The 20,621-nt window shown below is 46.2% G+C and carries 15 protein-coding genes; 5 read left to right on the top strand and 10 right to left on the bottom strand.

The genetic code is table 11. From position 1 onward, the window contains the following. The first annotated feature begins 146 nt into the window (after positions 1–146). On the top strand, positions 147–1,211 hold the full coding sequence (gene degS / locus R7F64_RS08265) for an outer membrane-stress sensor serine endopeptidase DegS (RefSeq protein WP_017633606.1): 1,065 nt from the start codon (positions 147–149) through the stop codon (positions 1,209–1,211). Between the two features lie 37 nt (positions 1,212–1,248). On the opposite strand, the gene parC is transcribed toward degS, so the two are convergent. The 6 genes from parC to nudF all read right to left on the bottom strand — a co-directional run bounded on the left by parC (position 1,249) and on the right by nudF (position 8,261). After that, positions 1,249–3,534 (bottom strand): DNA topoisomerase IV subunit A, encoded by a 2,286-nt coding sequence (gene parC / locus R7F64_RS08260; protein WP_318071597.1) that lies wholly within the window; start codon positions 3,532–3,534, stop codon positions 1,249–1,251. Between the two features lie 3 nt (positions 3,535–3,537). Further along, complete coding sequence (gene parE, locus R7F64_RS08255) at positions 3,538–5,418, bottom strand: DNA topoisomerase IV subunit B (protein ID WP_005379872.1); 1,881 nt, start codon at positions 5,416–5,418, stop codon at positions 3,538–3,540. 249 nt (positions 5,419–5,667) lie between these two features. Further along, on the bottom strand, positions 5,668–6,252 hold the full coding sequence (gene yqiA / locus R7F64_RS08250; protein ID WP_005379875.1) for an esterase YqiA: 585 nt from the start codon (positions 6,250–6,252) through the stop codon (positions 5,668–5,670). 47 nt (positions 6,253–6,299) lie between these two features. Then, complete coding sequence (gene cpdA / locus R7F64_RS08245; protein WP_005387419.1) at positions 6,300–7,106, bottom strand: 3',5'-cyclic-AMP phosphodiesterase; 807 nt, start codon at positions 7,104–7,106, stop codon at positions 6,300–6,302. Positions 7,107–7,167: 61 nt separating this feature from the next. After that, positions 7,168–7,611: a DUF1249 family protein gene (locus tag R7F64_RS08240; RefSeq protein ID WP_017633603.1), complete on the bottom strand. Its 444-nt coding sequence runs from the start codon at positions 7,609–7,611 to the stop codon at positions 7,168–7,170. Further along, positions 7,611–8,261 carry an ADP-ribose diphosphatase gene (gene nudF / locus R7F64_RS08235; protein ID WP_017633602.1) on the bottom strand — a complete coding sequence of 217 codons (651 nt, stop codon included), beginning with the start codon at positions 8,259–8,261 and terminating at the stop codon, positions 7,611–7,613. The genes R7F64_RS08240 and nudF overlap by 1 nt, the downstream gene beginning before the upstream one ends. A 229-nt stretch (positions 8,262–8,490) precedes the next feature. On the opposite strand from nudF, the gene tolC reads away from it, so the two are divergent. After that, the gene (gene tolC / locus R7F64_RS08230; protein WP_005379884.1) at positions 8,491–9,819 is read left to right on the top strand and encodes an outer membrane channel protein TolC; all 1,329 of its coding nucleotides are present in this window, start codon (positions 8,491–8,493) and stop codon (positions 9,817–9,819) included. 176 nt (positions 9,820–9,995) lie between these two features. On the opposite strand, the gene hldE is transcribed toward tolC, so the two are convergent. The 3 genes from hldE to R7F64_RS08215 all read right to left on the bottom strand — a co-directional run bounded on the left by hldE (position 9,996) and on the right by R7F64_RS08215 (position 15,707). Next, on the bottom strand, positions 9,996–11,426 hold the full coding sequence (hldE, locus tag R7F64_RS08225) for a bifunctional D-glycero-beta-D-manno-heptose-7-phosphate kinase/D-glycero-beta-D-manno-heptose 1-phosphate adenylyltransferase HldE (protein WP_017633601.1): 1,431 nt from the start codon (positions 11,424–11,426) through the stop codon (positions 9,996–9,998). A 67-nt stretch (positions 11,427–11,493) separates the two neighbouring features. Beyond that, a complete protein-coding gene (gene glnE / locus R7F64_RS08220; protein ID WP_318071596.1) occupies positions 11,494–14,337 on the bottom strand; it encodes a bifunctional [glutamate--ammonia ligase]-adenylyl-L-tyrosine phosphorylase/[glutamate--ammonia-ligase] adenylyltransferase in 2,844 nt (947 codons plus the stop codon). Between the two features lie 113 nt (positions 14,338–14,450). After that, positions 14,451–15,707 carry a methyl-accepting chemotaxis protein gene (locus tag R7F64_RS08215; RefSeq protein WP_005379890.1) on the bottom strand — a complete coding sequence of 419 codons (1,257 nt, stop codon included), beginning with the start codon at positions 15,705–15,707 and terminating at the stop codon, positions 14,451–14,453. 105 nt (positions 15,708–15,812) lie between these two features. Here R7F64_RS08215 and R7F64_RS08210 point away from each other — a divergent pair, with 105 nt between their 5' ends. Continuing rightward, complete coding sequence (locus R7F64_RS08210; protein WP_025768395.1) at positions 15,813–16,586, top strand: potassium channel family protein; 774 nt, start codon at positions 15,813–15,815, stop codon at positions 16,584–16,586. 41 nt (positions 16,587–16,627) lie between these two features. Here the strand turns inward: R7F64_RS08210 and R7F64_RS08205 are convergent, their stop codons facing one another. Further along, positions 16,628–18,160 carry an inorganic triphosphatase gene (locus tag R7F64_RS08205; protein WP_025768394.1) on the bottom strand — a complete coding sequence of 511 codons (1,533 nt, stop codon included), beginning with the start codon at positions 18,158–18,160 and terminating at the stop codon, positions 16,628–16,630. A 212-nt stretch (positions 18,161–18,372) separates the two neighbouring features. Here R7F64_RS08205 and R7F64_RS08200 point away from each other — a divergent pair, with 212 nt between their 5' ends. Then, entirely contained in the window at positions 18,373–19,053 is a 681-nt protein-coding gene (locus R7F64_RS08200; RefSeq protein ID WP_005379896.1) for a TIGR00153 family protein, read from the top strand. 131 nt (positions 19,054–19,184) lie between these two features. Next, entirely contained in the window at positions 19,185–20,444 is a 1,260-nt protein-coding gene (locus tag R7F64_RS08195) for an inorganic phosphate transporter (RefSeq protein ID WP_005379898.1), read from the top strand. Positions 20,445–20,621 lie beyond the last annotated feature (177 nt).

Genomic DNA, 20,621 nt, shown 5'->3' with positions numbered 1-20,621 from the left:
TGAGTGATAAGGCTCGATCACTTTTCCTTATCGCTCAATAACTAATGAAAAGGGCAGCGCGATGACGTGCTGCCCTTTTGTTATTTTTCAATGTAATGCTATTCTTCATCTTCGATGCCATTTTGGCGCTCACGCATGGAGAGGATATGCTCAGCTTTTTATTACGTTCTGTCTTTTTAGGCTTGGCTACTGCCGCAGTGGTATTACTGGCGGTTCCATCTTTGCGCAACAACGTAATTCCTGCCGCGCTTGATCCTCAACCTGTTAATATCGCATCAGTCGAGTTGACGTTTAATCAAGCGGTCCGAAGAGCAGCGCCTGCAGTGGTAAACATCTACAGCCGTAAGTATGTTGAGAATGATCGCAGTAAACTCTCGACTCAAGGTCTGGGGTCAGGTGTCATTGTTAGTGAGAAAGGCTACATCATTACTAACTATCATGTGGTTGCTCAAGCTGATCAAATTGTTGTGGCATTACAAGACGGCAGAGCCGCAGCGGCTCAGCTCGTAGGGACAGATAAACGTACTGATATAGCCGTACTGCGTGTCGAAGGTTCGAATTTGCCCGTAATCCCTCTGAACTCTAATTACAAACCACAAGTGGGCGATGTAGTACTAGCCATCGGTAACCCATACAACCTTGGACAAACCACAACGTTCGGCATTATTTCAGCCACAGGTCGTTCATCTATTAGCGACGGTCGTCAAGCATTCATTCAAACCGATGCCGCCATCAATGAAGGTAACTCTGGTGGAGCCCTAGTGAACACACAAGGCGAGCTCGTCGGCATTAACACCGCCTCTTTTCAGCAAGCGACAGACTTAGAAACTTACGGTATTTCTTTTGCGATCCCTGCGCCGCTAGCCAGTAAGATCATGCAGAAAATCATCGCTGATGGCCGCGTGATTCGTGGTTATATTGGAATCGACGGCCAAGACATTAATGCGGTCACTGCTCGCCTGCTTGGAAATGAACACATAGGTGGTATTGTCGTACTTGGTATTGATCCAAATGGTCCAGCCAATGCGGCAGGCTTCCAAAAGCAGGACATCATTATCAGTATTGATGGCAATAAAGTGCAAGGGCGTCAGAGCGTTATGGATATCGTCACCGATTTACGTCCTGGCACCACCGTGGACGTCGGTATCATTCGCAAAGGAAAAGAGATGACCTTGAAAGTCACCATTGCCGAAGACAAGCAAGAAGCATAAAAAATCCCAGCCATTGGCTGGGATTTTTATTTGTGCGTTACTCGCTATCGCTCGGTGTTTCCGTCGTATCGGAATCATCTAGCTCAACTTCAATGCGAGTGACTCGCTGCAAACCTCTCGGTAATAACCCACCTCGGCGACCACGTTCGCCACGGAAGTTATCAAGGTCAGACGGTTTAAGACCCAACTTTCGCTTACCCGCGTACAGCGTTAACGATGCACCTTTTGGTAAAGACATTAAGTGAGATAGTACTTCTTCTCGCTCTTTTGCTTTAGCAGCAGGAATGTTGATGATCTTATTCCCTTTACCTTTCGCCAGTTGTGGCAAGTCTTTGATTGGGAACAGCAGCATGCGACCTTGGTTAGTGATTGCTAAGATTTCATCAGAGTCTAAATCTTCAATCTCTTTTGGCGTCATGATCTCAGAGTTGGCAGGTAAAGTGACGAGCGCTTTACCACTGCGGTTTTTAGACAGCAAGTCCGCGCCTTTACATACAAAGCCGTAACCTGCATCTGAGCCCACCAGCCACAGCTGCTCTTCTTCACTCATGATGACTTGGCGAATACTGCTACCAGCCGTAATATTCAAGCGACCGGTAATCGGCTCACCTTGACTACGAGCAGAAGGCAGTGAGTGCGATTCCAGAGAGTAACTTCGACCGTCACTACCTAGGAATACCGCAGGCTGATTACTCTTACCTCGAGCATGCGCTAAATACTTATCACCCGACTTATAGTTTAAGCCTTCGGCATCCACGTCATGGCCTTTCGCGTGACGAATCCAACCTTTCTCAGAAAGCACAACCGTGATTGGCTCACTTGGTACGAGGTCACGTTCAGTCAGCGCTTTTGCTTCTGCACGCTCAACCATTGGAGAGCGACGGTCATCACCGTATTTCTCTGCGTCTGCTTTGATTTCTTTTTTCAGTAGTGTGTTCAGACGACGCTCAGAACCGAGTAGCTGTTCTAGCTTCTCACGCTCTTTCTCTAGCTCGTCTTGCTCACCACGGATCTTCATCTCTTCTAGTTTTGCTAGATGACGAAGTTTGGTATCTAAAATTGCATCCGCTTGGATATCGGTAATACCAAAGCGTTCCATCAGCACCGCTTTTGGATCGTCTTCAGTACGGATGATCTCAATCACTTCATCTAGGTTGAGGTAAGCAACCAACAAACCTTCCAAGATGTGTAGACGAGCCATTACTTTGTCTAGGCGATGTTGTAGACGACGACGCACAGTCGTACGACGGAACTCGATCCACTCAGACAGAATTTGCACCAGACCTTTAACTTGAGGACGGTTATCCAAACCAATCATGTTCAAGTTAACGCGGTAACTGCGCTCAAGATCCGTTGATGCGAACAAGTGGTTCATCAACAAGTCACAATCGACGCGGTTTGACTTAGGCACCACAACGATACGCGTTGGGTTCTCGTGATCCGATTCGTCACGAAGATCGTCAACCATTGGCAGCTTCTTCGCACGCATCTGGTTAGCGATTTGCTCAAGCAGTTTGGCACCCGATACTTGGTGAGGCAAAGAAGTGATAATAATATCAGAACCTTCTTTATGCCAAACCGCGCGCATTTTGATGCTGCCACGACCGTTGCGGTAAATCTTCTCGATATCCGCTTGCGGCGAGATAATTTCTGCTTCTGTTGGGTAATCTGGACCTTTGACATACTGCATCACGTCCGGCAGTTCTGCTTTCGGGTTGTCGATCAAATGAATAGTCGCATCTGCGATTTCACGAACGTTGTGCGGTGGGATGTCTGTTGCCATACCAACGGCAATGCCGGTTACACCGTTAAGCAGGATATGAGGCAGACGTGCTGGCAACATTTGTGGCTCTTTCATTGTGCCATCAAAGTTAGGTTGCCATTCAACCGTGCCCTGGCCAAGTTCGCCAAGCAATACTTCAGCAAACTTAGACAGTTTTGCTTCGGTATAACGCATTGCCGCAAATGATTTCGGATCATCTGGCGCACCCCAGTTACCTTGACCATCCACTAATGGATAGCGGTAAGAGAATGGCTGAGCCATCAATACCATCGCTTCGTAACACGCTGAATCACCGTGCGGATGGTATTTACCTAGCACGTCACCAACGGTACGTGCAGATTTTTTGTATTTTGCTGATGCAGAGAGACCAAGCTCTGACATCGCATAAATGATGCGTCGTTGAACCGGCTTTAAGCCATCACCAATGTATGGCAAGGCGCGGTCCATGATTACGTACATCGAGTAGTTCAGATAAGCGTCTTCAGTGAACTTGCGCATTGGCAATTGTTCGACGCCATCGTAGGTAATTTCTGTAGACATCCGTTACACCTCTGCCAAGTCGCCGTTGTTTTGTAGCCAAGAACGACGGTCATCTGCACGCTTTTTACCTAGCAGCATGTCCATCATTTCCATGGTCGCCGTAGAGTCGTCAATGGTTAACTGCACTAAGCGACGCGTGTTCGGATCCATGGTGGTTTCACGCAACTGAAGTGGGTTCATCTCACCCAGACCTTTGAATCGTTGCACGTTGATTTTGGCTTTCTTCTTCGACAAGCGCTCTAAAATGCCATCTTTTTCATCGTCATCGAGGGCGTAGAACACTTCTTTCCCGCAGTCGATTCGATACAGAGGCGGCATTGCCACATAGATATGACCCGCTTCCACTAGTGCGCGGAAGTGACGAGTAAATAGAGCACAAAGCAGCGTTGCGATGTGAAGACCATCCGAGTCCGCATCGGCAAGGATACAGATCTTACCGTAACGAAGACTCTCGAGGTTGTCGCTATCTGGGTCAATACCCAAAGCAACAGAGATATCGTGTACTTCTTGAGACGCAAGAACTTGATCGGCAGAGACTTCCCACGTGTTCAAGATCTTACCACGCAGTGGCATCACAGCTTGGAATTCACGGTCACGTGCCTGTTTTGCCGAGCCACCCGCAGAGTCACCCTCCACAAAGAAGATTTCCGTGCGACTTAAGTCCTGTGCAGAACAGTCGGTCAACTTGCCTGGCAATGCCGGGCCGGATGCCACTTTCTTACGTACGACTTTTTTCGCCGCTCGCATACGACGGTGCGCGTTAGCGATACAGACTTCTGCCAATTGCTCTGCGAGCTGAGGCTTTTCGTTCAACCAAAGACTGAACGCATCTTTTACAACGCCAGAGACAAATGCCGCGGTTTGACGAGAAGAGAGACGTTCCTTGGTCTGGCCTGCAAATTGTGGATCTTGAATTTTAACCGACAGCACGTAAGAACAGCGGTCGAAAACGTCATCACCCGTTAGCTTCACACCACGAGGTAATAGATTACGGAACTCACAGAATTCGCGCATCGCTTCCAATAAGCCTTGGCGTAAACCATTAACGTGCGTACCACCTTGAGCGGTTGGGATCAGGTTAACGTAGCTTTCGGTGATCATCTCACCGCCTTCTGGCTGCCAAATTACCGCCCAGTTTGCCGCTTCAGTATCCGCCAAGAACTCACCAGTAAATGGTTCTTCAGGAATAACTGGATAGCCTTTTACACCTTCCGCAAGATAGTCTTTCAAACCATCTTCGTAGTACCACTTATAGTCTTTGTCATTAACTTTGTCGGTTAATGTGATTTCTAAGCCCGGACACAAAACCGCTTTTGCGCGCAGGTTGTTGACTAAGCGCGTCACAGAGAAGTTAGCCGAATCGAAGTACTTCGCATCAGGCCAGAAATGTACGCTGGTACCGCGATTGCGACGACCACATGTGCCAGTTACGGTCAGATCAGACACTTTCTCGCCGTGTTCAAATGCAATTTCATACACTTGACCATCACGACGAACTGTTACTTCAACGCGTTTTGACAACGCGTTTACTACAGATATACCTACCCCGTGCAAACCACCAGAGAATTGGTAGTTTTTGTTAGAGAACTTACCACCCGCATGTAGCTTACATAGAATTAGCTCTACGCCTGATACTTTCTCTTCTGGGTGGATATCAACAGGCATGCCTCGACCATCATCGATCACTTCGAGTGATTGGTCAGCATGTAGGATGACTTGTACTTTTGAGGCATGTCCGGCTAGCGCTTCATCGACACTGTTGTCGATAACTTCTTGGCCCAAATGGTTTGGGCGCGCTGTATCCGTATACATCCCTGGTCGGCGACGTACTGGCTCTAAGCCATTCAGTACTTCAATGGCACCAGCATTATATTGTTCAGTCATAATACGGAATTATTCTCAAAGTTTACTTGTTGCCTGAGTATCACCAATGGGCGTACCCATACTCAGGAAACGAAAAAGCCACCCTGTTCACATCACTAAGAGTTTGTAAACATGATGCATAACAAAGTAGCCAGGGTCCTCGACCCTTAAGATCTTTTGGCAAAACATAGTCGGAAAGCATACCGCTCATGTCAAGAAACGGTTGGATATATCAATAAAAACTATGAGCCTTTTCCAATCGCTTTCGAATTACAGTTCTAGAAATTCGATAATCTGTGCAGGATAACGCTCAAAGCCTACAAAACTGTGATCACCGCCTTGTTCTACTGTTTGCTTAGCGTCTGCAAACTTATCTACCGCTTGTCGATAGTCTAAAACCTCATCTTCTGTTTGTTGCAATAACCAAAAAGAATGTGGCGACGCGATGCTTTGTACATCAAGAGCTTTTAACTCGTCAATATGACAAGCTTCAAGTGTATAGGTTTCATGCGTATATGGGTTAGTTTGCTTACCCAAATAATCTACTAGCAACTCATAAGGCTTGACTGCGGGGTTAACCACTACCGCTTTAAACCCAAACTTGTCATTTAGCCACGTTGACATAAAACCGCCTAATGAGCTGCCCACTAGACCAATTTTATAGTCATCTTTATATTGCTCGATAATATCCAACAACATTTTCGCCGCTTGCTGAGGATAACAAGGTAACTGGGGAACAATCACCTTGATATCAGACCTATGTTGCTCGCAGTAGGCTCTCATCACATTCGCTTTCATGGAGAGTGGAGAGCTATTAAAGCCATGGATATAGAGAAGAAGTGAAGGTTTACTCATAGATATCTCGCACAAAAAAGCGAGCCCGAACAGAGAGCTCGGGCGCGTTAGTAGCCGTTAGAAGAGAAGTCTGGTTGGAACTGGCCATCAGGAAGCCGACCTACTTGGGTCGTAATATCGCCACAAGCATGTAGTTGCAGCTCCCGCCAACCAGGCGAAGTGGTATCAAGGGCAAAATCATCCGAGTTAGGCTTAAACTGAACACAAGTTGAGGGTGTTGCCATCACTCGAATGCCCTTGTGAAGCACATTCATATCTTGATGAACATGACCACAGAGAATGCCTTTCACGTTATCAAAACGCTCGACAACCTGCCAAAACGCTTCGGCATCTTTTAAAGTATGTTGATCAAGCCACGCGCTTCCCACCAGTAACGGGTGATGATGCAACAAAACAAGTGTGTGTCTTTCTGGGTGTTCGGCTAGCTTTTCTTCGAGTAGCGTTAATTGCTGATCACTCAAGCGCCCATGAGGAACGCCAACAACTTGCGAGTCTAAAAGAATTAACTGCCAATGCTCGCCAAGCAACACATGCTCTGCGGCTTTGATTTGTGGCGAAGGCAAAACACTGCCCATATTAGGCTTGTAATCATGATTACCAGGTAGCCAAAAGCAGTCTTTCTCTAGCGGTTCAATGCCGTTGGCAAAGCGCTGATAAGATTCTGCACTATGGTCTTGGGAAATATCGCCCGTCGCCAAAATGTAATCAAACGCCACGTTGCGGCGTAAAACATCAGCAACAACAGCATTAAAGCTATCGACTGTTTTTACGCTTAGCAAACTTCCCTCATCGGCAGCAAACAGATGAGTATCCGTAATTTGTAAAAGTTTGATGCTGTCACTAGATGATTGCAAAATGAAAACCTGATTCGTCCACTATATCGTTATTTGTTATTTTCCTTTAGTGAAGTGACGATCAATTGAAGGCAAGTGGTGTTCTACTGATACCACTTCGTAAACAAAACGTCAGCCATTCACCGAGGAATGTGTTTAATTGATGCTTTTCATCTTTCTGCATCAGTTGGTCATTGGGATAATCATACTTAGCTTTTATGCGAGAGAACTCTCCGCTTGAGCATACTTCGGCTACTCTCGCATCATGATAAAGCCTGACAGACATCGTCGGTAAAGGAAACACTGGCGTTTCATCACTCTGACATATCTCAACAACTGTGGTGTATTTTGTGATTTCATTCACGGTCAATTGGTAAACCATGTTCGCCGCTTGGTAGCAACGTACATCCCCAACTTCGGCAGAAGCAGGCAATAAGGCATTCAATTTAGCGTAGTTGGTCTCATACGTTCTCATAAGACCAGCTAAATCAACATGATATTGTTGTTTTTCAGCCAATTGTGCCATTACTCACTCTCCACCGTTTGGGATAGTCCCCATTCTGACTTTAACTCTTGATGGTGTAATTGCAGCCATTGCAACGCAATAATCGACGCACCATTTTCAAATTTTCCGTCCTTCACCCATTGATACGCCGTTTCACGACTCATGACATGAACTCGGATATCTTCATTCTCATAGTCTAAACCATGAATGCCGTGCGCTTTAGACGCATCCACTTCACCAACAAAGACGTCTAGCTTTTCCGAGCAACCACCAGCCGAAGGATAATAGGACGTAACAGGTACAACGCGCCCCACCTGAATCCCCGCTTCTTCGACAGCCTCTCGACGAATTACGGCTTCAGCAGATTCATCGCGGTCAATCATACCGGCGACAATTTCTAGCTGCCAAGGGTGTTCATGTTCCAACGCGCCAATACGAATCTGTTCAATGATTACGACCTGGTCCGTCTTTGGATCATAAGGAAGCATCGCTGCTGCGTGACCACGCTCGAACATTTCTCGTTCGACAACTCCACTCCAACCACCAGCAAATAGCCTATGCTGAAAGCGGTATTTCACCATTTTGAAAAAACCTTCAAATAAGGTTTCTTTCGAGATGACTTTTACATCTCGCGAAGTAAAATCTTGTTGTTGTTTGTCACGCTGTTGCATTCAACACCTCTCTGAGTGAATCCTGTAGTTTACTCATTGTTATTCGCTTGCTCAAAGGACTTGGCTCAACTTTTTGTATAATAGTTACAAATTAATTTAAGTCTTTGCTAAAAATTTATTGCACAAGTGGATAATTACGTGTAAAAAAGTGCAAACTTTAGAGTAAATATCGTGCAAATTGAGTTAAACTACTGAGAATTAACCAATCTATGGACCGCGGGAATAGAAAATGAAAAAATTGCTTCCACTATTTATCAGTGCAGCGCTAGGTAGCATGAGTACGTCTGCGTTCGCAGACTCTTTGGCTGAAATCTACGACTTGGCAAAACAAAATGATCCACAATTGCTCAGTGTAGCAGCACAACGTGACCAAGCTTTCGAAGCAATCACCTCAAGCCGTAGTGCTCTATTACCACAGATCAACCTTACTGCGGGTTACAATTTAACTCGTGGTGATACTGAATACGATTCAAATCTAATTAGTGACGTATCAAACGATGGCAACGCGCTAACCGCTGGTGTTAGCTTTTCACAAGCACTTTACAACCGCGCATCTTGGATCTCTCTAGATACTGCTGAGAAAAGTGCTCGCCAAGCAGACGCAACTTACGCAGCGACGCAACAGGCACTGATTCTTCGCGTGTCACAAGCGTATTTTGAAGTTCTACGCGCACAAGATAATCTTGTTTTCGTACGTGCAGAAAAAGCCGCGGTTGGCCGTCAACTTGAGCAAACTAAACAGCGCTTTGAAGTAGGTTTGTCTGCAATCACTGACGTGCATGACGCACAAGCTCAGTACGACCAAGTGCTAGCGGACGAAGTGTTGGCAGAAAACGCGCTAACTAATAGCTACGAGTCACTGCGTGAAATTACAGGCCAAGAGCACAAAGATCTCAACATTTTGGACACTGGCCGCTTCACTGCTAGCCCATCGACTGTACCAGCTGAATCGCTCATTGATGAAGCAAAAACCAAAAACCTGACCTTGCTATCATCACGTATTCTTCAAGACATTGCGCGTGATAATATTTCACTAGCAAGCTCTGGCCACCTACCAACGCTCTCTCTAGACGGTGGTTACAACTACGGTGATACTTCTCATAGCTCTCGTGACAACACGACAGACAACTTCAATATTGGTGTGAACCTTGCAGTACCGCTATACACAGGTGGTAACGTAACCTCTCAAACCAAACAAGCTGAATACGCGTACGTGGCAGCAAGCGAAGATCTTGAAGCACAGTACCGTAGCGTAGTCAAAGATGTTCGCGCACAAAACAACAACATTAACGCCTCTATCGGCGCATTACGTGCGTATGAGCAAGCGGTTATTTCTGCACGCTCTGCACTAGAAGCAACAGAAGCTGGCTTTGATGTAGGTACTCGTACTATCGTTGATGTACTGGACGCGACTCGTCGTCTATACGATGCGAACAAAAACCTATCGAACGCTCGTTACGACTACATTTTAAGTGTTCTTCAGCTACGCCAAGCAGTTGGTACGCTAAGCGAACAAGACATCTTGGACGTTGATGCAGGTTTGAAAGCGGCAAAATAACCGCTAACTGAATACTTCAGGTCTTAATAAATAAAAACGCCAGTTGAGTTATCAGCTGGCGTTTTTTATTACTTGTAGTTCAGGCCTAAAAGTGCCTCTGAACTAAAAGTATCAAAAAGGCCGCACTTAGCGACCTTTATGAGCAAATAGCATTTCAATGCTAACAAACAGCAGGCTTAGCCCTTACCGCCTTTGATTGCATTAATGATTTCACTGGTCGAGCAGCCATCTTCAAAGTTCAATACACGAACTTCACCACCCGCCGCAATGACTTCTTTACCACCAGCAATCTCTTCTGGTTTGTAGTCACCGCCTTTTACTAGCAAGCTTGGTAGAACTTCTGAGATCAAACGCTGCGGCGTATCTTCACTAAATGGTACAACCCAATCCACAGCGCCCAAACCTGCCAACACCGCCATGCGGCGATCGGTTGGGTTTACCGGACGACCAGGGCCTTTAAGGCGTTTTACTGACTCATCGGTATTTACCGCAACGATTAGGCGATCGCCCAGTTCAGCAGCATGGTTTAAGTAAGACACATGCCCAGCGTGCAGAATATCAAAGCAGCCATTTGTCATAACGACTTTCTCGCCACGAGCTCGTGCTTTTTTCACCGCTTCGATCAGTGCTTTTTCTGAAATCACACCGTAATCCGTGTCTTGGCTGCCATGTACCGCTTCTGCTAATTCAATCTCAGAAAGCGTTGACGTGCCTAGTTTACCAACTACAACACCTGCCGCTGCGTTTGCTAGTGCACACGCTTCTTCAAATGATTTGCCTGCGGCAACAGACGCTGCCAATACAGAGATAACCGTGTCGCCCGCACCTGTCACGTCATACACTTCTTTCGCTTGAGTTGGAAGGTGGAACGGTTCCTGACCACGACGAATCAAGGTCATTCCGTTTTCGCTGCGTGTCACTAAAAGCGCTTCAAATTCAAACTCTTCAACCAAAGCCAGTGCTTTCTCTACTAGCTCTTGGTCAGATTTCACTTTACCTACAACGTCTTCGAACTCTTTCATGTTTGGCGTAAGAAGTGTTGCGCCACGGTAGCGTTCAAAATCCGCACCTTTCGGGTCAATGAAAACCGGAATATTTGCTGCGCGCGCTTTTTGAATGTATGCCTGAACATGCTCTAACGAACCTTTTGCGTAATCAGACATAATCACGGCTTTAACGTTTGGCAGTGCGGCATCCATTCGAGATAACACTGGCGCAGAATCTGTGTTTTCAAACTTGTCTTCGAAGTCGAGACGAATAAGCTGTTGTCCACGGCTCATTACACGAAGCTTCGTAATCGTTGGGTAATCAGGCAGTGCAACGAAATCGCACTTCACATTGAGTGAGCTCAGCGTCTCCGTCAGCACTTTTGCAGGCTCATCTTCCCCAGTTAGACCAACAATGTGAGCATGGCCACCTAGTGATGCGATGTTCATCGCAACGTTCGCAGCACCACCAGGACGCTCTTCATTGTTTTCTACTTTTACAACAGGAACCGGCGCTTCAGGAGAAATGCGCCCGGTTGGGCCATACCAGTAACGATCTAGCATGACATCACCGATGATGAGCACACCAGCGCTGTTGTAATCAGGTAGAATTGGTTTCATTGTTGGTCTCCAAAAATTAAATCGAAGTGAGTTTATCACAGCCCTTATCGAGGCTAAATATATGGTCTTAACTGAACCACTGATTCCAAGCCTGTTTTACCCACTCCCTTTCGGCAACAAACTTATCTTCCACCACATCAGCGTCTAAATTGAGTAGATTTCGGCGGTGTATTTCGTTGCGCATTGTCGTGTAAGCACGTATCAACTGCATTGCTTGGTCTTCGTCCATAACATCTTGCGCAATGAGCGTTTCAAAGATGCGCACATTATCACACCAACGCGTCAATTTCGGCTTATCGTGACTATAGTTGAGCACTAGGTACTGAGCGAGAAATTCGATATCGGTAATCCCACCCACATCTTGCTTGAGCATAAAGCGGCCTGGCTTTTTCCCCCCAAGATGACCGCGCATTTTTTCTCTCATTTCGACAACGTCTTTTTTCAGTTCAGCTTGATCGCGTGCTTTGCACAGCACATCATGCCGCGTATTGTGAAATGCAATTGCCAGTGGTTCATCACCATAAATCATGCGCGCGCGGACAAGTGCTTGATGCTCCCATGTCCACGCGTCTTGATGTTGATAGTCGTCGAACGCGTCCGTTGGGCTAACCAACAAACCCGATGCACCGGACGGACGCAATCGGGTATCGACCTCGTATAAAATACCGGAAGCGGTGCGAGTGGAGAAAATATGAATGATACGCTGTGCTAAACGAAGGTAGAACTGACGACCATCAATCTCTTTTTTGCCGTCAGTGTAGACATTGACTGGGCAGTCATGCATGAAGACAATATCCAAATCGGAGTTATAGCCGAGCTCCCACCCTCCGACTTTACCATAACCAATTACAGCAAAGCCTTTGCCTTCACGATCTTGCACATGCGTTGGCTCGCCGTACTTTTCAGACACTTGCAACCAAGCCTGACTGATCACCGCATCAACGATAGCTTCCGCTAAATAAGTTAAATGGTCACTCACTTTCATCACTGGCAATGCGCCAGCAATATCTGCCGCTGCAATACGCAAAATACAAATTTGCTTAAACTGACGCAACGCTTCCATTTGCTGTTCCATATCATCTTCAGGAATACGCGCCAAATAATCACGCAGCTCTGTACGGTAACTGTCTAATGGAATGGGATTGTACAGCTGCGCAGGGTCGATTAACTCATCAAGCAAGATAGGATAACGAGACAGCTGCTCTGAAATCATTGGACTTGCGGTACACAAACGTACGAGCTGCACCAGAGCCGCTGGATGCTCATCCAATAATTCCAAGTAAGTCGTGCGAGTGCAGATGTTGTGTAGCAAGTGAAGTACACGAGATAAACCAAACTGTGCATCAGGATGGGCAAAGACCGCATCAAACACTTTCGGCATCAAACGATTGAGCACTTCGCGTCCACGTGGGCCTAACGTTTTTTTGGCCAGATCGGTTTTAAAGTTGATGATGGTTTTCGCGCATGAAGCAAAGTCTTCAATCTGAATATCCTGCTGCAAGATATGCTCAAGAACGTCTTGTTTGTCGGCCATATCCCATAGCTCATGAAAATGACGAGCAACAGTAGTCCCCTCGTCTTCTTCATCATCACCAATTAGTGATTCAAAAACTTGGTGAACATTTGCCATATGCTGCTGGGTTTGCTCAATCAATTGCTCCCAACAGCTCATTTTCATCGCGGTGGCGAGCTTTAAGCGTTCGGTTTCGCAATCAGGCAGCGTCTGGGTTTGCTTATCCGCCATTGCTTGCAACAAGTTTTCTAATTGACGCAAGTACTTGTATGCAGCTTCTAGATCGCTGACTTCTTTTGGAGTAAGCAATGCCAGTTCTTCAATGCCTTGCAGCGTTTCCAACAGCCCTCGATTACGCAAAGAAGGCTCTCGACCACCTCGAATCAATTGAAAAACTTGAGCGATAAATTCAATTTCTCGGATGCCACCCGCACCTAGCTTAATGTTGTTATTCAACCCTCGGCGGCGAACCTCGCTACTGATCATCGACTTCATTCGTCGCAAAGATTGAATCGCACTGAAATCAATATAACGACGAAAAACAAAAGGGCGCAGCATTTGGCGTAGCTCTTGATACTGCGGGTACATCTCACATCCCATCACCCGAGCTTTGATCATCGCGTAACGTTCCCAATCTCGCCCCTGTTCTTGGTAATAATCTTCAAGTGCGGCATAGCTCATTACCAAAGGGCCACTTTCTCCAAATGGGCGAAGTCGCATGTCGACGCGGTAGCAAAAACCATCGAAGGTTTGTTGGTCAAGCGCTTTGATGATGCGTTGACCAAGACGAGTAAAGAACTGGGCATTGGCAATGCTGCGGCGTGCGCCTTGGGTTTCGCCATTCTCTGGATACGTGAAAATTAGATCAATATCGGAAGAAAAGTTTAGCTCGCCACCACCCAGTTTCCCCATGCCGATAATTAACATCGGCTGCACTTCACCGTCCTCACTTGTTGGCGTGCCCCACTCCTGACAACACACTTGATATTGCCATTGATAGGTTTCAAAAATCATCGCTTCTGCCAACTCAGATAAGTGGCTTAAAGACGTCTCTAGAGACCATGCATGCGTGAAATCCTTCCACGCAATGTACACCATTTCTCGATTGCGAAACTGACGCAATACGCGATGACCAGACATCTCATCAGGACATTGTTCCAACAGTTCAGCAAGGCGTGAGCGGTAAGACTCCTGACGACTTGGCTGCGCTAACATACTTGGCAACTCACGGGCTAGGACTTCATCGCGATGAATGGCTTCGGTTATAAATTGGCTTAAGCCCGCCACATAACGAAATTGCTGCGCAACCTCATCGGGCCAAAAGGGAAAATAACCTGCGTCTTGGGCGTTTTGTACGGCAGATTCAGCGATAGAAATCAGTGGCGAAGGCAGCTGCATTTTTCTTCCTTGTTTGAAAAGCACGGTAACTCATTCTTTATACCAGACTGAAAGCAAATAAAAACGCCCACAAAAGGTTTGTGGGCGTTTTATCAAAAGTTCGGGATCGAATATTAAACTTGGAAAGATTTGATCTTCTTGTCTAGCTCACCTGCATTATTTTGCATCATTTCAGAGGTTTCTAGCAGCTCGGTAACAACAACAACTGAGGCTTCCACCAACTCACGTACATTGGTGAGGTTTTGGCTCATCTCTTCTGCAACACTGCTTTGCTGACCAGACGCCGTCGCGATCTGGAAGTTCATGTCATTGATTTGCGTCACTTGCCCAACAATACCATCGAGCTCAGATCCAGCATTAGAAACCAGCTCGTTTCCATCTGCCGCTTCTACAACGCTTTTTTCCATGAGTTCTACCGCAGATTCAGCACTGGTTTGCAGCTGTGCGATCATCTCTTGAATTTCTACCGTCGCTTGTTGTGTGCGTTGGGCAAGGTTACGAACTTCATCTGCAACCACAGCAAAACCCCGCCCAGCCTCGCCAGCTCGCGCCGCTTCAATCGCCGCATTCAGTGCAAGCAGGTTGGTTTGCTCAGAAATGCCTTGAATCGTCCCCACAACGCTACCAATGGCTTCAACACGTTCTTCAACTTGGTTAACCGCTTGTGCCGATGAAGCGATATCCGACGAAAGTTCACTCATTTTCGCCATTGTACTTTGCAAGAACTGCTGACCAGAAATTGCTTGTGCGGAAGCTTGCTCTGTTAGAGAAGATGCCGTCTGGGCATGTTCCGCAACCGTTTGGACCGTCGACGACATTTCACTCATCGCCGTAGCAAGTTGATCAATTTCGTTAAACTCTTCTTGCGCCGATTCCTTCGTTTCCGACATGCTCAGTGTCATTACTTCGGTGAGCGTTGATAATTCATCAGACGCATTAATTTGCATTTGAATCACATCGTGCAATTGTCGACGTGTCTTTTCTAATTCACGTGCCACGTCTCCGTATTCATCTTTACAATCCATACCAAATGGAACAGAGAGGTTCTTGCTCGCCATCAGTTTGATCGCGTCGCTCAGATACTGTGTTTGACGCAACATCACTCTAGCCGCCGCTAATAAGAGCACGACAAAAACCACTATCAATAAGGCGGTTTGCCAAGCAACTTGCGTTAAGTATGCTTCATAATGCTGTTGGGCAACTTGCGCGTTTTGTGTCGCCGCTAAAAGTGAGTCGTAAAAAGTGTTTGCGTCCCACAGTTGTTTTGCCACGATCAGGACAGTACTGAAGACCATCAACATGACCATTTTAGGCACCAGTCGAATGTCGGATATGACCCTTTCCCATGGCTTAAATGCCAGCTTTTCCATTGTCAGTTCTCCACCGAGTCTTATATAGTCTTTATCTATAATCTTTATATTACTTATAGTTATGTTCGCGCTTTGCGTGGTTACGCGATTTATTTTGAGCTTCGTATGAAAAACAATGATATCAAAGACAGCACACGACCGATGGGCCTGTTGTCACTAATATTGTCTTTTATGGCACTATTTGTGATCTCTGGCTTGTTGTTTTTCCCGATCGATCACGAAACCCGTCAAGTTCTTATCGGTCTGGATTTCATAATCTGTAGTATTTTTCTACTACAGCTCACCATTGATTTGATCCGGTCCACAGATCGCTGGTTATTCCTTAAACGTCATTGGATAGATTTCGTGGCGAGCATCCCATTGATAGAGCCCCTGCGCTTTGCTCGTATTTTTCATATTATGCGAGTGGTATTAGTACTGCGTTCGTCAAAGTTCATTTTGCATCAGCTCAAAGAAAACCGCCGCGAAACCACGGTCGCCTCTATACTGCTATTGATGGTTATCCTCATAACACTCGGTTCTAGTGCAATGCTGTTTATCGAAGCGAAAAACCCAGAAGCGAATATTCGTACTGGCGCCGATGCTTTGTGGTGGGTATTTGTAACAATCTCAACGGTTGGTTACGGCGATCATTATCCAGTGACCTCCATAGGAAAGTTTTTGGCTGTCATCATCATTGTTTGCGGGGTGGGTATCTTTGGTATGATCTCGGGTCTTATCACCTCTATCCTTACTGCCCCAACGAAACAACAGACGCACAGTTCAATCAATAAAGAACGTATGCTCGAGCAGCTCCTAACCCAACAAGCTCAAATACTAGAACGACTCGATTTCATGGAAAAAGAGCTACAACAACGTAAAACAGAGACAAAAAAATAGGACCATGCGGTCCTATTTTTTTGTCGTTATCACCAGAACGATCATTCACGCCAATAAGGCTGAACTTCCACACTGATCGCTCGGGTTTGATCCATTGCATGCAAAATTGAGCGCTCTTGACGGTGCAACCAGCGTTCTAACTGCTCTTTTTCTGCGTCTTCCAGCATATCAACCAACGGGAGCAAGTGGTTCAGCATTAGCAGATCATCGATACCATGCACTAGATCCGCCCATGGTAAACGGAAGCTGTTACGCTCATCCGAGTTATACAAACTCGCGAAACCAATACCAGTATAGAGGTTACGCAATAAGCGATAACGCTGATCAACGTACTCTTGCGCCGTCAAATCGCGCTCTGCTGGGAAAGCTTCCATTAGCTCAGCCCAAGTGCGATCGAGCTGAGTAACTGAAAACGGCATGATGTTACTTGCCATTTTTTCACGTGCTTTTTCATCAAGAAATGGCTGCCAACCGCGCGCTAAGATCCAGCGGCTTAGATCCAGCAGTAACCCTGTGTAACGCGCGGAATTGAGCAACCCTAGCACTTCTTCACGGCTTGGCAACTCTTGTAACTGCTGAGTCAACTCAGATACTAAGAACTTACGTGCATCCAACTTGCGCAGCACATTGCCTTTGTCATCTAAAAGCTCTTCAAGGTGTGCATGCTCATCCAACCAACTCAGTTCTTCTTCCAACCATTTAAGCTCTTGGCGCAGAATCGCGCTCGCGCGACGAGGGACAATCCCGCCAAAAATAGTCAATGTTTGACGAATGAAACGAATGGCATTACTGATTTCACGCAGTGCTTCCACGCTGTCACGCTCAGCATAAATTTGCTCGTGATAATGCCAATGAGACAAAGCGTGCTCTAAAGAGTTGATCAAGCAAAATTCAACGGTATCCGTCGGACTACTGTCCACAAGTGCCAATGATTTTACTTCATCACCCGCATAACCGCTTGCAAGTCGATAACCTTTCGCCGCTTTGCTCAAGTTACCCAAGCGCATACCGCCTTGCTCGCAAAAGCTGCGTGCCAGCGTGAATAAAGCTTCGGTTTGGCCAGACTTAAGTTCCAGTTCAACTTCGCAAATCGGCTCCTGCTTCTCTTCTTCGTCTTCACCTTTGGCTACAACTAAGCCTTGGTCAAAGGCAACTTCAATCTGACTGCCATCGGGCATGCCAATCAGCCATTGTTCACGTGTGAAGTTGGTCGAGAATAATGGCATAAGCTCGGATTGCAGCGTTTCTGCATCTTTACCTGGAGGCCAAATATCTAGAGGATGAAGCGACAGTTCAGGCTCGTCGCTAGTGTGCTCAGCATTGTATTCTGGTCTTTGATGTAAGCCTGCGACGACGCGTCCTGCTGTCTTTACGGTTTGGACGAATACATCATCAAAACGGCGAATTCTTAAACCAATGTCGTGCTTTCGAAGCCATTTATCGGCAGTATCAAAATAGGTGTTACCCAAGTCACGACAACTATGCTGAAGTACTTTTGTCTCAGAAATTTTTTCTTTTAAAGTTTCTGAAAATTCAGGAGAAACAAAAAACTTCAGTTCTATTTCGGTTTCCATAGCTATACCTTTCAAAGCAGATAGAAACAGGATATTGCGTAATTTCTCACACGGCAAGAGAGAAATATCGCCGGATTGATGATCTAAAACAGTTTTAATGAGCGATTTAATGCGTTACCATGCGCGCCTTTATAGCCATCGTTCAACATTTCGCCAAGCACTCAGAAATGGTGTATGTTTTTTTAAGGTTATAGTTATTAGGTTGAATGACCATGCCAGTAAATACAATTATGGGGTTATTTGCAAAGTCCCCAATTAAGCCTTTGCAACGCCACGTTGTGTGTGTCAACGAATGTTGTTCACACTTGGTGAAATTCTTTGAAGTATCTTCAAAGGGTGATTGGGAAAAAGCAGCAGAAATCCGTGCACAAATTTCTCACCTAGAGAAAGAAGCGGATGTGCTGAAACGTGAAATCCGTCTAAAACTGCCTCGCGGTTTGTTCATGCCAGTCGACCGTACTGACATGCTTGAGCTTTTGACTCAACAGGACAAACTTGCAAACCTGGCAAAAGACATTGCTGGCCGTGTATATGGTCGTCAACTTGTCATCCCTGAGGCTCTCCAACCAAACTTCCTCGCTTACGTTCAACGTTGTCTTGATGCTGCCGATCAGGCGCAAAAGGTAATCAATGAACTTGATGAATTGCTAGAAACCGGCTTCAAAGGCCGTGAAGTGACGCTCGTCGCTGAAATGATTCATCAATTAGACGTTATCGAAGATGATACCGATGCCATGCAGATTGAACTTCGCCAACAGTTGATGGTGATTGAAGCTGACATGAACCCTATCGATGTCATGTTCCTGTACAAGATTCTTGAATGGGTAGGTGGTATTGCCGACCAAGCGCAGCGCGTAGGTGCTCGTTTGGAAGTCATGCTATCTCGATCTTAAAACATAAAGTTAACGACATAACGAAGAGCATAATTAACACGTGTCATAGGGACGATGACTATTTTCATCGTCTTATGGTTTGGTGCGCGTAAAATTTTGTTCCGCTTGTTATAAAACAACTAGGTATTACGATGGATATCCTTGCGAACTACGGCACTGTCCTGATTATTGTTGCAGCGATTTTTGGTTTCATGATGGCGATTGGTATTGGCGCGAACGACGTTGCTAATGCGATGGGTACATCTGTAGGTTCAAAAGCGCTAACTGTAAAACAAGCTATCATCATTGCGATGATCTTCGAGTTTGCAGGTGCTTACCTTGCAGGCGGTGAAGTAACCGACACTATCCGTAAAGGTGTAATCGAAACTTCTTTATTTGCTAGTCAACCAGATGTTCTTGTCTACGGCATGATGTCTGCGCTTTTAGCAGCAGGTACATGGCTGCTTCTTGCTTCTTACATGGGCTGGCCAGTATCAACGACTCACTCAATCATCGGTGCAATCATTGGTTTTGCATGCGTATCAGTAGGTACTGAAGCGGTTGACTGGGGCAGCGTTCAAGGCATTGTTGGTAGCTGGATTATTACGCCAGTGATTTCAGGTTTCTTTGCTTACGTTATCTTTGTCAGCGCACAACGCCTGATTTTTGATACAGAGAACCCTCTGTTTAATGCGAAACGTTTTGTACCTGTTTACATGTTCATCACAACAATGGTGATTGCACTTGTAACCATCAAAAAAGGTCTAAAACACGTTGGTCTTCACCTGACCAATGGTGAAGCCTGGATGTGGGCAGCAGCAGTTTCAGCACTTGTGATGATTGGCGGCTACGTATACATCCAGAAAAAATTCGCTAATCGCGAAGAGGACCGCAGCTTTTCTGGCGTGGAAGGTATCTTCAGCGTTCTGATGGTTATCACCGCTTGTGCGATGGCATTTGCACACGGTTCAAACGACGTTGCAAACGCCATTGGTCCACTGTCTGCTGTCGTATCGACTGTTGAACACATGGGCGAAATCAGCACGAAAAGCACCATCGCTTGGTGGATTCTACCTCTTGGTGGTATTGGTATCGTGGTCGGTCTTGCAACACTAGGTCACAAAGTAATGGCAACCGTTGGTACAGGCATCACTGAGCTAACGCCTAGCCGCGGTTTTGCAGCACAGCTAGCAACAGCATGTACGGTAGTTCTAGCGTCTGGTACAGGCCTGCCAATTTCAACCACTCAAACATTGGTTGGTGCGGTTCTCGGAGTTGGCTTTGCTCGTGGTATCGCAGCACTGAACCTAGGCGTAGTTCGTAACATCGTGGCATCATGGATCGTTACACTACCAGCGGGTGCGTTATTGGCCGTAGTATTCTTCTACGGACTTCAAGCGATGTTCGCTTAAGACACTCGTCAATAGAATGTAAGCGCTTTGTCATTATTGACTCAAACGCACAGAAAGGGAGGCTTTGCCTCCCTTCTTTGTTGCACCGAAGTTTGAAACTGCATACTATTCGTCTATTTCCGGCTCCAATCATTCGGTGCCAACGCTGTCTCCAAGAAAAATCGTTAAGGGATTTAC

The organism is Vibrio sp. Vb1980 (assembly GCF_033338615.1).
GTDB classification, from domain to species: domain Bacteria; phylum Pseudomonadota; class Gammaproteobacteria; order Enterobacterales; family Vibrionaceae; genus Vibrio; species Vibrio alginolyticus.
This window is presented reverse-complemented; position numbering and strand designations above follow the sequence as displayed.

Bases quoted from the DNA above. Each gene is read 5' to 3' on its own strand.
- degS (WP_017633606.1), top strand. From the start codon at position 147: ATGCTCAGCTTTTTATTACGTTCTGTCTTTTTAGGCTTGGCTACTGCC.
- yqiA (WP_005379875.1), bottom strand. From the start codon at position 6,252: ATGAGTAAACCTTCACTTCTTCTCTATATCCATGGCTTTAATAGCTCT.
- R7F64_RS08195 (WP_005379898.1), top strand. From the start codon at position 19,185: ATGGATATCCTTGCGAACTACGGCACTGTCCTGATTATTGTTGCAGCG.
- tolC (WP_005379884.1), top strand. From the start codon at position 8,491: ATGAAAAAATTGCTTCCACTATTTATCAGTGCAGCGCTAGGTAGCATG.
- nudF (WP_017633602.1), bottom strand. From the start codon at position 8,261: ATGCAACAGCGTGACAAACAACAACAAGATTTTACTTCGCGAGATGTA.
- R7F64_RS08210 (WP_025768395.1), top strand. From the start codon at position 15,813: ATGAAAAACAATGATATCAAAGACAGCACACGACCGATGGGCCTGTTG.
- glnE (WP_318071596.1), bottom strand. From the start codon at position 14,337: ATGCAGCTGCCTTCGCCACTGATTTCTATCGCTGAATCTGCCGTACAA.
- R7F64_RS08205 (WP_025768394.1), bottom strand. From the start codon at position 18,160: ATGGAAACCGAAATAGAACTGAAGTTTTTTGTTTCTCCTGAATTTTCA.
- R7F64_RS08200 (WP_005379896.1), top strand. From the start codon at position 18,373: ATGCCAGTAAATACAATTATGGGGTTATTTGCAAAGTCCCCAATTAAG.
- R7F64_RS08215 (WP_005379890.1), bottom strand. From the start codon at position 15,707: ATGGAAAAGCTGGCATTTAAGCCATGGGAAAGGGTCATATCCGACATT.
- R7F64_RS08240 (WP_017633603.1), bottom strand. From the start codon at position 7,611: ATGGCACAATTGGCTGAAAAACAACAATATCATGTTGATTTAGCTGGT.
- parE (WP_005379872.1), bottom strand. From the start codon at position 5,418: ATGACTGAACAATATAATGCTGGTGCCATTGAAGTACTGAATGGCTTA.
- parC (WP_318071597.1), bottom strand. From the start codon at position 3,534: ATGTCTACAGAAATTACCTACGATGGCGTCGAACAATTGCCAATGCGC.
- hldE (WP_017633601.1), bottom strand. From the start codon at position 11,426: ATGAAACCAATTCTACCTGATTACAACAGCGCTGGTGTGCTCATCATC.